At 60.7% G+C, this 11,861-nt stretch carries 9 protein-coding genes and 3 tRNA genes; 5 read left to right on the forward strand and 7 right to left on the reverse strand.

Features of this window, described 5'->3' with window-relative positions; genetic code table 11:
- Window position 1 precedes the first annotated feature (1 nt).
- The 3 genes from AC1DD7_RS11980 to bcp form a co-directional block, all read right to left on the reverse strand.
- Window positions 2-1,504 (reverse strand): ABC transporter substrate-binding protein, encoded by a 1,503-nt coding sequence (locus AC1DD7_RS11980; protein ID WP_477515128.1) that lies wholly within the window; start codon window positions 1,502-1,504, stop codon window positions 2-4.
- Window positions 1,505-1,924: 420 nt separating this feature from the next.
- Window positions 1,925-2,006 (reverse strand) — tRNA-Leu (locus tag AC1DD7_RS11985).
- Window positions 2,007-2,069: 63 nt separating this feature from the next.
- Window positions 2,070-2,543: a thioredoxin-dependent thiol peroxidase gene (gene bcp, locus AC1DD7_RS11990; protein ID WP_477515129.1), complete on the reverse strand. Its 474-nt coding sequence runs from the start codon at window positions 2,541-2,543 to the stop codon at window positions 2,070-2,072.
- A gap of 85 nt (window positions 2,544-2,628) precedes the next feature.
- On the opposite strand from bcp, the gene AC1DD7_RS11995 reads away from it, so the two are divergent.
- A complete protein-coding gene (locus AC1DD7_RS11995; RefSeq protein WP_477515130.1) occupies window positions 2,629-3,087 on the forward strand; it encodes a MarR family winged helix-turn-helix transcriptional regulator in 459 nt (152 codons plus the stop codon).
- A gap of 140 nt (window positions 3,088-3,227) precedes the next feature.
- Here the strand turns inward: AC1DD7_RS11995 and AC1DD7_RS12000 are convergent.
- The 4 genes from AC1DD7_RS12000 to AC1DD7_RS12015 form a co-directional block, all read right to left on the reverse strand.
- Window positions 3,228-3,300, reverse strand: a tRNA-Lys gene (locus tag AC1DD7_RS12000).
- A gap of 194 nt (window positions 3,301-3,494) precedes the next feature.
- Window positions 3,495-3,570: transfer RNA gene (locus tag AC1DD7_RS12005), tRNA-Lys, on the reverse strand.
- 117 nt (window positions 3,571-3,687) lie between these two features.
- Window positions 3,688-4,833 (reverse strand): PQQ-dependent sugar dehydrogenase, encoded by a 1,146-nt coding sequence (locus AC1DD7_RS12010; RefSeq protein WP_477515131.1) that lies wholly within the window; start codon window positions 4,831-4,833, stop codon window positions 3,688-3,690.
- A gap of 17 nt (window positions 4,834-4,850) precedes the next feature.
- Window positions 4,851-5,849 (reverse strand): sunset domain-containing protein, encoded by a 999-nt coding sequence (locus tag AC1DD7_RS12015; protein ID WP_477515132.1) that lies wholly within the window; start codon window positions 5,847-5,849, stop codon window positions 4,851-4,853.
- A gap of 228 nt (window positions 5,850-6,077) precedes the next feature.
- Between AC1DD7_RS12015 and ilvD the strand changes: the two genes are divergently transcribed.
- From ilvD to ilvC, 4 genes are all read left to right on the forward strand, one after another.
- Window positions 6,078-7,799, forward strand: a complete 1,722-nt coding sequence (ilvD, locus tag AC1DD7_RS12020) for a dihydroxy-acid dehydratase (protein ID WP_431115572.1) — start codon at window positions 6,078-6,080, stop codon at window positions 7,797-7,799.
- Window positions 7,800-8,089: 290 nt separating this feature from the next.
- Window positions 8,090-9,994 (forward strand): acetolactate synthase large subunit, encoded by a 1,905-nt coding sequence (locus AC1DD7_RS12025; RefSeq protein WP_477515133.1) that lies wholly within the window; start codon window positions 8,090-8,092, stop codon window positions 9,992-9,994.
- 2 nt (window positions 9,995-9,996) lie between these two features.
- Complete coding sequence (gene ilvN, locus AC1DD7_RS12030) at window positions 9,997-10,509, forward strand: acetolactate synthase small subunit (RefSeq protein WP_216923893.1); 513 nt, start codon at window positions 9,997-9,999, stop codon at window positions 10,507-10,509.
- Window positions 10,510-10,609: 100 nt separating this feature from the next.
- Entirely contained in the window at window positions 10,610-11,635 is a 1,026-nt protein-coding gene (ilvC, locus tag AC1DD7_RS12035) for a ketol-acid reductoisomerase (protein ID WP_263422329.1), read from the forward strand.
- Window positions 11,636-11,861: the final 226 nt, after the last annotated feature.

Raw genomic sequence — 11,861 nt, forward strand, 5'->3', positions numbered from 1 at the left:
GTCAAGGCTTTAAGCGGACGTTTGTGAAAACTTCGTTGAGGACAGGTGAAGCGGGATAGCTTTCCACCTTGTCGGACAGGGCCAGCGCAGAGATAGGGAAGGCTATGGGCACGGCCGGTACCGACGCCGCTATCTCGGCATTGATGGACTGGTACAGGGTGTTGCGGTCATCGCCGTCGGGCAGGGCGCGGGCCCGCTCGATCTTGTGGAAAACTTCCGAATCCGCATATCCGAACTCACCCCTGGCTTCTCCGAAAAGCGGACCCAGGAAGTTGTCAGCATCCGCATAGGAGCCATTCCAGCCCAGGAGGTGCAGGGCGTGATCGCCAGGGGACTGCACCTTTTGGAGGTAGCCATCCTCCCAGTCCACGGGAACCGGTTTGATGTTGATGCCTACCGCAACCAGCTGGCGGCTGATCTCGGCGTAGATCTTCTCTGGCGTGGGCATGTAGGCCCGCGTGGCGTTCAGCGGGTAATAGAACTTCAGTTCCTCGCCTTTGTAGCCGGCCTTCTCCAGCAGATCCTTCGCCTTCTCCGGGTTGTATCCCAACGACGGGGCATTGTTGTTGAAACCACTGAGCTTCGGGGGAACAAATTGTGAAGCTTGCGCCGTGTTGTCGATGAAGAACCTGCGGATGAGCGATTCCTTGTCAATAGCCATCTCGATGGCTTGGCGGACCTCCAGCTTGTCCAAGGGTGCAACCGCTTGGTTCATGCCGAGGTACATCACTGAGAAAGGGTCACGCTGGATGATCTGGACGCCCTTTTTGACCAGTTGATCAAAGGTGCCGGACGTCACCAGATCGTAGGCGTCGATCTTGCCGTCCAGGAGCGCTTGCTGGCGCGTTTCGGCGTGGTCGTAAGGAATGAAATTGATAACGCCGATTTGGCCCCTGTTGCCCCAGTAGCCCTTATAGCTGGCCAACGTGATCTTGTGTTCGTCCCAGGCAGTGAATGCGTAAGGACCTGTCCCCACCGGATGGCTGGCGTAGGCGGACACTGCCTGGCCATTTTGCACCTTGTCCAGGACGTTGGCCTTCTGCCCTTCCAGGGCGGTGGGGGAGGATATCGCAAAGGCAGGCAGCGTCAGTGCCTGCAGGAAACCTGTGAAGGGTCGGGTGAGGTTGATCTGGACGTTGCTGGCGGAAACAACCTTGCAGTCCTTGAAGATCGAAAACACTGGCTCGTCCGAATAGGCCTTGAAAACACTTTGGAAGGAGATCCCGGGCGCTTGTTTCCTCAGGTCGGCGGGAAACGTAAACCAGCGGTTGAAGTTGGCACAAACTGCGGCGGCATCGAACGGCGTTCCATCATGGAAGGTCACTTTTTCACGGAGCTTGAAGTCGTAGCTCAGCCCGTTGTTGCTGTCTTTCCATTCCGTGGCGAGCAGGGGGGTAGTCTGCCCGGTGGTGCCGTCCACGCCTACAAGCCCCTCAAGGACCTGGCGGGTCACGCGGTACGACTCCGAATCTGCTGTCATTGCCGGGTCGAGGCCCAACGGCATGGATGCTGTACCGAAATTAAAGGTAGCCGTCGGCTCCGTAACTGCTGTGCTGCTTGCCGATGACGACGCTGTGGGCCCCGGCGTCCCGGTACATGATGACAGTCCCAAAATCACGAGGACTGCCGTGCACAGTATTCCCAGCCGCCCTATCTTGCTGCTTGCCACTCTTGTCCCCTCAAGCCGGTCGGAAGTGCTGTGGCCGGCTTCGGCCAGACCGCATTCCAGTCTAGTTGAACGCCCCGGTTGCCGGTTCAGGCGCGTTGCGAGGCATGGTCCCCGTCTGCTTGAGGAAAGAACACCCCCGGTCCGAATGAAGTGCTCAACGAACCGGGGGTGTTTGAAGAATCCGTGGTTTTTCACCACTGTGTTGCTGCCGTGTTGCTTCGTGTTGCTCCAACTGACGTGTTGTTCCAACTGCTGTGCGCAAGGGGGGACTTGAACCCCCACGCCCGAAGGCACAGGAACCTAAATCCTGCGTGTCTGCCAATTTCACCACTCGCGCTGGCTGGCCGCTGGACTGCCCTATGGGCTGACCGGAGCCTTCTTCCGGCCTCCAGTGTACCCGCTACTTGTCGAGTTTGAGGTCGCGGCGGAGCTTGGCGACGTGGCCCGTGGCTCTAACGTTGTACTGTGCCAGGTTGACCTTTCCGTCCGGGTCCACCACGATCGTGGAACGGATCAGGCCCATGTAGGTGCGGCCATAGTTCTTTTTCTCGCCCCAGGCGCCATAGGCCTCGGCTACCGAATGCTCTGCGTCCGAGAGTATACGGAACGTCAGCTGTTCTTCCCCTGCGAACTTGGCCAGTGCTTTCACGGAATCTGGAGAGACTCCCACTACTTCATAACCCGAAGTCTGGAGGGACGCGAGGTTGTCCCGGAAATCACAGGCCTCCTTGGTGCAGCCGGGCGTAGATGCTGCCGGATAAAAGTAGACAATGACCTTCCGTCCACGGAAGTCCGAAAGACTGACGTCGTTGCCATCTTGGTCTTGAAGTGTGAAGTCCGGGGCTACATCACCGGGAATAAGACGTTCCGCCATAATTTGCTCCTTGCTAACGTTCGCGACTCCCCAGCTTAGTGGCCAGAAGCAACGGCAACAGCTTCCACGCGCATATACTGTCGGCATGCCAGATATGGAGAGATGGCCCACCACGCGATTGCTTTCAACGGCTGCGCGACTCGTGGAAATCTCATGGAATGAAAAATTGAAGAACATCGGACTGACGCATGCCGGCGTGATCGCCATGGAAGTCCTTGCTGCGAAAGGGCCCATTACGCAGGCGGCTTTGGCTGAAGTTGCCAGGGTCAAGGCGCAGACCATGGGCACCACTCTTGCAAGGCTTGAGCTGCACGGGCATGTCAGTCGTCAGCGCAGCGACTCGGATCGCCGCAGTCACGTTGTGACGCTCACGGACGCCGGCTCCTCTGCTTTGGCCGAAGCAGTGCGGCTTGAGCAGGACGTGCTCGCCCTGGTTGAGGTCGACACCGCCCGGCTGCGCGACGAACTCAAGATCGTGGTCCGGGGACTTGCCGGAATGCCCGCGCTTGACCGCACGGCGGGGGACATCAACCCGCAGGTTTGAGGCCGAGCCGCCCGAACGGGCTGACTTATTCCCTTACCCTCGCCGGTGAAAGAATTTCCCGGCGTGGGAAAGCAGGAAAGGCCTCAGTAAGCAGGAAAGGCTCCGGATCGTAGCAACGATCCGGAGCCTTTCCTATTCTGTGCACCCCCCGGGACTCGAACCCGGAACCCATTGATTAAGAGTCAATTGCTCTGCCAGTTGAGCTAGAGGTGCAGCTATTGTTTCGGTCAATACGAAGGAGCCATATTCTCCATTGACGCCCGCAACGACAGATAACTCTACACCACTTTTCGACGGCCGCTAACCAGAATTATCTCAACGTGATGCATTCCACGAAGAGTAGTGTTCGACCGCAAGAAGGCAACGAAAAAAGGCCTTGGAGTGAATATCACTCCAAGGCCTTTCCTTGGTGCACCCCCCGGGACTCGAACCCGGAACCCATTGATTAAGAGTCAATTGCTCTGCCAGTTGAGCTAGAGGTGCAGCTGTCGATTTCGACCAACCCGGGGGCTTTTGTTCCCTCGGCGATCTCCGCAACGACATGTAACTCTACACGACTTCGGCGGATGAGGGAAATCGGCGGCGCCAAGGGTTGTAGGTTCACGAAGAGGGCCTCAAAATCAGCGCAAAATCAGGGTTTCTGTTGTTGCTGAGGACCCACAACGTCCCGTCGGGAGCCTTGGCGACGTCCCTCAGTCGACCATACTCGCCTGTGAAGTAAGCCACAGGCGAACCCGCCTTGTCGCCGTTCAGCGGGATGGCCCAAAGCCGCTGGCCACGAAGGGCTCCGGTGTAGGCCACGCCGTCGGCAATTTCCAATCCGCTGGGCGATGCCTCAGAGGTTGAAGGCCAAACAACCTTGGCATCAACGAACCCGCTGCGGCCCGGGGCTCCTGTCACTGTTGGCCAGCCATAGTTGCCACCAGGGGTAATCAGGTTCAGTTCGTCGTCCACGTCCGGACCAAACTCGCTGGCCCACAACCTTCCTTCGCTGTCCCACGCCAAACCCTGAACATTCCGGTGTCCATAGCTATAGACGGGGTTCTCACCGAACGGGTTGCCCGGAGCGGGGCGTCCTTCGGCAGTCAGCCGCAGGATCTTTCCGCCCAAGGCGTGTGTATCCTGTGGCTGTTCCCGGCGCTGTGAATCGCCGGTGCCCACATACAAGAATCCGTCAGGGCCAAAACGGATCCGGCCGCCGTTATGGGTTGAAGCCTTGGATATGCCGGAAAAGACCACCTCAGGGCCGCCAAGCCTCAAAGTGCCTCCGGGCTCTTCCGACAAGCGCATTCTGGCGATCCGGTTGTCGGTTGCTGACGTGAAATAGGCGTAAAGCCAACGGTCATTGGCGAAGGCAGGAGACAGGGCAAGGCCCAGAAGCCCACCTTCACCACCAGGTTCGACGCCGTCAACCTCGCCGATGGTCGTTGTCCGGCCGTCACGAATGCTTTTGACCTGGGCCGAATCGCGCTCGGACACGATGGCTGTGCCGTCCGGCAGGAAGACGACGGACCACGGCAGCTGCAGGCCGGCGTCGAGCTTTTGCTGTACCTCCAGTTTTTGTGGAACAGCAGGTGGCGCTGACTCAGTTGCAGTGCCCTTTCCTGGCGACACGGGGACGCTGGAAATGATGGAGCCGTCAGGCGTGGCGGCCGAACCTGGCGACGACGGACTACCCGTGCAAGCTGACAGCAGGGCCGCCAGTAAAAAAGCGGCCGGAAGCAGGACTGCGGTCCGGGCGGGCATCAACCTGCCTGTTCTGTTCAGTGCCTGTTCCGTGGAGGAGGGCGGAAGCCGGCCGCTTCCGCGTGCGCAGCCGATTCAAACCACACATCCGCGGTGGCTTCGGCGTAGCCGGCGGTATCTTCATCGTGATAGGTCATGGTCGAAGCGTCCGCCTTCACCGGGTAGCCCTCGGGGCCACTGCCGTCTGCCGCGGCTCCTGCTGAGCCAACCCCATATGGATGCTCGGCGGCGAGATGGCCCGTTGGTGTCGTTGAATCGTCATCGTCCGTTTCAGCTGCCGCGGTTTCCGCCCCTGCCAGCGTGGCCGAGTGTTGATCCGTGTATTCGTGATGGTGGACGGCAGTGCCGCTTGCATCCGTCCACGAGGATTCCCACTCAGCCTTATCTGCGGCGTTGGCTGCTGACTCGTCCACTTTGGGCGAGTCATCGGCGCGCGTAACGTCATCCGCGGTCACTCCCTCAGCGGATTCAGAAACTGCTGGTTTGGAAACTACGGGCTCCGCCACTGCAGGCTCGGAAACTGCGGGCTCGGAAACTGCGGGCTCGGCCGCCGTGGGTGCAGAAGCCGGCGTTCCGGCAGCCTCCCAGTCATCCACATCCCCGGCAGTGACCTGCGCATCCGTGTCCACCACTGGTTCATCGACCACTGGTTCGTCGACCTCGGGCGTTTCAATGACAGGTTCGTCCACCGGCGGTCCACCGGCAGCTTCGGTTTCGACGCGCGATTCCATACTGGATTCGACGGGGCCGCTGCCCTCAGAGGCTGCCTTCCCCATATTCGTAACCCCAGCCAGGCCCGCTACGCCAGCCACCGCCGCGGCTGTATCGGGCATCGACATCGTGTCGCTGGGTTCCATGGCAGCGGGTGCGGCAGTGCCCGGCCGCCCGGGAGCCCCGGTGCCAGAGGCAGTGCCCAATGGTGCAGTTGAGGAATTCCTGGCGTTGTTGCGGCTCAGGAGCCACCAAACAATCGCGACGATCAGCACAATAACAATGACCCAAATCAACCAGTCCATGGTGAGGCCCTTCTGCTCACAGGGTGCAGTTAGTGGTATTTCCGACGTTACGTGGCTGCAAATGGGGTGTCCAGCGTTAGGGGCCGTCCAACCCTGGTTGTGATGCAGTTGGCGACTTCACGGAAATGGCGGGATTTTCGCCGGCGACGAGGAAATATTCTTCTCTTCGTGCTTAACCCGGCTCGATTACGTCGTGGGCTGCTGCCGCTGACACATAGACTTTGGACCATGAGCGACGCCACCCAAAATGCGACAGATACCAAACCGGACATCAAGCCCCGCAGCAGGGTCGTAACCGACGGAATTCACGCCGCGCCCGCGCGTGGCATGTTCCGTGCGGTGGGGATGGGGGATGACGACTTCGCCAAACCGCAAATTGGCGTCGCCAGTTCGTGGAATGAAATTACCCCCTGCAACCTTTCCCTCAACCGTCTTGCGCAGGGCGCCAAGGAAGGCGTCCACGCCGGTGGTGGATTCCCTATGCAGTTCGGCACCATCTCCGTCTCGGACGGTATTTCCATGGGCCACGAGGGCATGCACTTCTCGCTCGTTTCCCGCGAGGTCATCGCGGACTCTGTCGAAACCGTGATGCAGGCCGAGCGCATCGATGGCTCGGTTCTCCTGGCTGGTTGCGACAAGTCCCTTCCAGGCATGCTCATGGCTGCGGCCCGGCTGGACCTTGCCTCCGTCTTCCTCTACGCCGGATCGATCATGCCCGGATGGGTCAAGCTCGAGGACGGCTCGGAGAAGGAAGTCACGCTCATTGATGCCTTCGAGGCTGTCGGCGCCTGTGCAGCAGGCAAGATGAGCATGGAGGACCTCACCCGCATCGAAAAAGCCATTTGTCCCGGCGAAGGCGCCTGTGGCGGTATGTACACGGCCAACACCATGGCCTGCATTGGCGAGGCGCTGGGCATGTCCCTCCCGGGTTCCGCCGCTCCGCCCTCGGCAGACCGCCGTCGCGATGACTTTGCACGCAAGTCCGGCGAAGCCGTGGTGAACCTGCTTCGCCTCGGAATCACCGCCCGCGACATCATGACCAAGAAGGCATTCGAAAATGCCATCGCGGTCACCATGGCGTTCGGCGGATCCACCAACGCAGTCCTGCACTTGCTCGCCATTGCGCGCGAAGCCGAGGTTGAACTGACCCTGGATGACTTCAACCGCATTGGCGACAAAATCCCGCACCTCGGTGACCTGAAGCCCTTCGGCCGCTACGTCATGACTGACGTGGACAAGATCGGCGGCGTGCCGGTCATCATGAAAGCGCTTCTGGACGCCGGGCTGCTGCACGGTGACTGCCTTACCGTCACAGGCAAGACGCTCGCCGAGAACCTTGCCTCGATCAACCCGCCGGATCTTGACGGCAAAATCCTTCGGGCGCTGGACAACCCCATCCACAAGACCGGTGGCATCACCATCCTGCACGGCACCATGGCTCCGGAAGGGGCTGTGGTGAAGAGTGCCGGCTTCGACGCCGACGTCTTCGAGGGCACGGCCCGCGTCTTCGAGCGCGAGCAAGGGGCCCTTAACGCACTGGACAATGGTGAGATCCACAAGGGCGACGTCGTGGTCATTCGCTATGAAGGACCCAAGGGTGGTCCGGGCATGCGCGAAATGCTTGCGATCACCGGCGCCATCAAGGGCGCCGGACTGGGCAAGGATGTGCTGCTGCTGACCGATGGCCGCTTCTCCGGCGGTACCACCGGTTTGTGCATTGGACACGTAGCGCCTGAAGCGGTGGACGGCGGTCCGATCGCCTTCGTCCAGGACGGCGACCGCATTCGTGTGGACATCGCGGCACGTTCATTCGACCTCCTGGTGGATGAAGCTGAGCTTGAAGCCCGCAAGGTTGGCTGGGAGCCCCTGCCGGCGAAGTTCACGAAGGGTGTATTGGCCAAGTACGCAAAGTTGGTCCACAGCGCCTCGACCGGCGCTTACTGCGGCTGATGCTTGACCGGACTCCCCGGCCTTTGGGTGGGGGAGTCCGGCAGGCGGACACCACTGTCCATATGGTGAGATACGATAGTGGTCAATTGACACGTATCTCACTTAGAGGGAACACTGAACGCATGATCTCATTCGTTACCGTCGGCGTCGTCGTACTTACCAAGCGCGTGGCTTAGCCCGACTGGTAACGAACTGTCACGCGCAACCCCTCGAAAAGCCGGAAGGCTGAGGGGTTTTTTTATTCCCCGAAGCAAGACCCATCAATTGAAGATCCACTAAGGAAGAGTCCGATGAGCAAAGGATCGCCGATCAGCCCCTCGCTGATGGCTGCAAAGTCCGCTGGAGCCCCAAAGGCTCCGGATAAAGTCGACCGTACGGCTGAGGCCGTCGTCGTCGACACTGCTGCACCTCTCTCTCCTGTACTTGGGCCGAACAACGTTGTACCCCCAACGGTGATGACCGGCTCGCAAGCAATTGTCCGTTCGCTCGAAGAACTCGGCGTGGACGATATTTTCGGTTTGCCCGGTGGCGCGATCCTGCCCACCTACGACCCCTTGATGGCCTCCAGCATGAATCACATCCTGGTCCGTCACGAACAGGGAGCCGGCCACGCCGCGCAAGGCTACGCCATGGTTACCGGACGGGTTGGCGTTTGCATCGCCACCTCGGGACCCGGTGCCACCAACCTCGTTACCGCCATCATGGACGCCCACATGGACTCCGTGCCGATGGTAGCCATTACCGGCCAGGTCGCCAGTGGCGTCATTGGTACGGACGCGTTCCAGGAAGCGGACATCGTGGGCATCACCATGCCCATCACCAAGCACTCCTTCCTGGTAACCGACCCCAACGACATCCCGCATGTCATGGCCGAAGCCTTCCATCTTGCTTCGACCGGCCGCCCGGGACCCGTCCTGGTTGACATTGCCAAGGATGCCCAGGTAGGCCAGATGACCTTCTCGTGGCCGCCGAAGGTTGACTTGCCGGGCTATCGTCCTGTGGTCCGTGGTCACAGCAAGCAGGTCCGCGAAGCTGCCAAGCTGATCGCCGCCTCCCGCAAGCCTGTTCTCTACGTGGGCGGCGGTGTGGTCAAGGGACACGCTTCTGCGGAACTCATGGAATTGGCACTTGCAACCGGAGCGCCGGTAGTCACTACGCTGATGGCCCGCGGAGCCTTCCCGGACTCGCATCCCCTCCATGTTGGAATGCCGGGAATGCACGGTTCGGTATCTGCGGTCACCGCCCTGCAGCAGGCTGACCTCCTCATCACCCTCGGTGCCAGGTTCGATGACCGCGTCACTGGTGTGTTGAAGACCTTTGCTCCTTTTGCCAAGGTGATCCACGCGGACATCGATCCGGCGGAAATCTCCAAGAACCGGACGGCCGATGTCCCGATTGTCGGTTCGGTGAAGGAGATCATTCCGGAACTGACCGAAGCCGTGAAGACGCAGTTCGAGCAGAGCGGTGCACCGGACCTGGACGCATGGTGGGCGTTCCTGGGCAACCTGCGCGACACCTACCCCTTGGGTTGGACTGAGCCCGAGGACGGGCTGACGGCACCGCAGCGCGTGATCAAGCGCATCGGCGAGCTCACAGGTCCGGAAGGTATCTACGTGGCCGGCGTTGGCCAGCACCAGATGTGGGCTGCGCAGTTCATCAAGTACGAGCGCCCCCACGCCTGGCTGAACTCCGGTGGAGCCGGAACCATGGGATACTCGGTTCCGGCAGCAATGGGTGCCAAGGTTGGCGAACCGGACCGCGTGGTCTGGGCCATTGACGGCGACGGCTGCTTCCAGATGACCAATCAGGAACTGGCCACCTGCGCCATCAACAACATCCCGATCAAGGTCGCCATTATCAACAACTCCTCGCTGGGCATGGTCCGCCAATGGCAGACACTGTTCTACGAAGGCCGTTACTCGAACACGGATCTGAACACCGGCCACGACACCGTCCGCATTCCGGACTTCGTCAAGCTGGCGGACGCCTATGGTTGTGCCGCACTGCGTTGTGAGCGGGACGAAGACATCGATGCCACCATCCAGAAGGCACTCGAAATCAACGACCGCCCCGTCGTGATCGACTTTGTCGTCAGCCCCAACTCGATGGTGTGGCCGATGGTGCCGGCAGGCGTCAGCAATGACCAGATCCAGGTTGCCCGCAATATGACCCCGGAATGGGAAGAGGAGGACTAGGCATGAGCCGCCACACACTGTCCGTTCTGGTCGAAGACAAGCCCGGCGTGCTGACCCGCGTAGCCAGCCTCTTCGCCCGGCGCGCGTTCAACATCAATTCACTGGCTGTGGGACCCACCGAGGTTCCCGGCATGTCCCGCATGACGGTGGTCGTCGATGCCGACGGCGACCTCATCGAGCAGGTCACCAAGCAGCTCAACAAGTTGATCAACGTGATCAAGATCGTTGAGCTGACTTCCGAATCTTCCGTACAACGCGACCACATCCTGGTCAAGGTACGTGCGGATGCCGCGACACGCCTGCAGGTCACCCAAGCTGCAGACCTGTTCCGTGCCGCCGTCGTCGACGTGTCTACAGACTCGTTGGTGATCGAGGCAACCGGTACCCCCGAGAAGCTCGCTGCACTGCTTTCAGTGCTCGAGCCGTTCGGCATCCGTGAAATCGTGCAGTCCGGCACCCTGGCCGTTGGACGGGGATCCCGCTCCATGAGTGACAGGGCGCTCCGCTCCGCGTAGGAAACAGGCATAGGCCGCGTTAGCATGCCATGCCGAGCGTTGCGTCCAGTACCGCAGCACCACATCAATATCCAGAAACCACTCAAGAGGAGTTACGCAAGTGACTGAAATGTTCTACGACGACGACGCAGACCTGTCGATCATCCAGGGCCGCAAGGTTGCCATCGTCGGCTACGGTTCCCAGGGCCACGCGCACGCACTGAACCTGCGCGATTCCGGCGTCGAGGTTGTTATCGCGCTGAAGGAAGGGTCGAAGTCGACCGCCAAGGCAGAGGACGCCGGCTTCACGGTCAAGAACGTTGCCGACGCCGCTGAATGGGCCGACGTCATCATGATCCTCGCGCCGGACCAGCACCAGCGCTCGATCTACAACGACTCCATCAAGGACAAGCTGACCGAAGGCAAGGCACTCGCCTTCGCCCACGGCTTCAACATCCGCTTCGGCTACATCGAGCCCCCTGCAGGCGTCGACGTCATCCTGATCGCTCCGAAGGCTCCGGGCCACACCGTGCGCCGCGAGTTCGAAGCCGGCCGCGGCATCCCGGACATCATCGCTGTTGAGCAGGACGCATCCGGTTCCGCGTGGGAGCTGGCCAAGTCCTACGCCAAGGCCATCGGTGGCACCCGCGCCGGTGTCATCAAGACCACCTTCACCGAAGAAACCGAAACGGACCTCTTCGGCGAGCAGTCCGTCCTTTGTGGCGGCGTTTCCCAGCTGGTCCAGTACGGCTTCGAAACCCTCACCGAAGCCGGCTACCAGCCGCAGATCGCCTACTTCGAGGTCCTTCACGAGCTCAAGCTCATCGTTGACCTCATGTGGGAAGGTGGCATCGCCAAGCAGCGCTGGAGCGTCTCCGATACCGCAGAGTACGGCGACTACGTTTCCGGCCCCCGCGTCATCACTCCCGAGGTGAAGGAAAACATGAAGGCTGTCCTCGCGGACATCCAGAGTGGTGCCTTCGCCAAGCGCTTCATCGAGGACCAGGACAACGGCGCCGTCGAGTTCAAGGAACTGCGTGCCAAGGCAGAGCAGCACCCGATCGAAGAGGTTGGCCGCGAGCTGCGTTCCTTGTTCTCCTGGCAGCAGCAGGACCAGGACTACGTTGAAGGCTCCGCAGCCCGCTGACGTTTTGCCCAGTGCCTTAGGCACTGAAACCGACGCCCGTCCGGCGAACAAAGCCGGGCGGGCGTCGCTGTTTCGCAGCCGCTCCCCCCAACACAGCGTCCTGTGAAATTCTTCACAACAACCTCAACCGGGCCGTAACATCGTTCACCGGCACCGGAATCCCTGTCCAGGTTCGATATTCTGGGCTGGTCCCGGCGTCGTGTCCGGGCCCCGCATCCGCTCCTTG

It is taken from the genome of Paenarthrobacter sp. 10L412, assembly GCF_056395565.1.

What these genes read in the sequence shown, in the direction of transcription:
- AC1DD7_RS11995 (WP_477515130.1), top strand. Translation starts at nt 2,629, where the DNA reads ATGCCAGATATGGAGAGATGGCCCACCACGCGATTGCTTTCAACGGCT.
- AC1DD7_RS11980 (WP_477515128.1), bottom strand. Translation starts at nt 1,504, where the DNA reads ATGCCGTTGGGCCTCGACCCGGCAATGACAGCAGATTCGGAGTCGTAC.
- AC1DD7_RS12025 (WP_477515133.1), top strand. Translation starts at nt 8,090, where the DNA reads ATGAGCAAAGGATCGCCGATCAGCCCCTCGCTGATGGCTGCAAAGTCC.
- ilvD (WP_431115572.1), top strand. Translation starts at nt 6,078, where the DNA reads ATGAGCGACGCCACCCAAAATGCGACAGATACCAAACCGGACATCAAG.
- AC1DD7_RS12010 (WP_477515131.1), bottom strand. Translation starts at nt 4,833, where the DNA reads ATGCCCGCCCGGACCGCAGTCCTGCTTCCGGCCGCTTTTTTACTGGCG.
- ilvN (WP_216923893.1), top strand. Translation starts at nt 9,997, where the DNA reads ATGAGCCGCCACACACTGTCCGTTCTGGTCGAAGACAAGCCCGGCGTG.
- AC1DD7_RS12015 (WP_477515132.1), bottom strand. Translation starts at nt 5,849, where the DNA reads ATGGACTGGTTGATTTGGGTCATTGTTATTGTGCTGATCGTCGCGATT.
- bcp (WP_477515129.1), bottom strand. Translation starts at nt 2,543, where the DNA reads ATGGCGGAACGTCTTATTCCCGGTGATGTAGCCCCGGACTTCACACTT.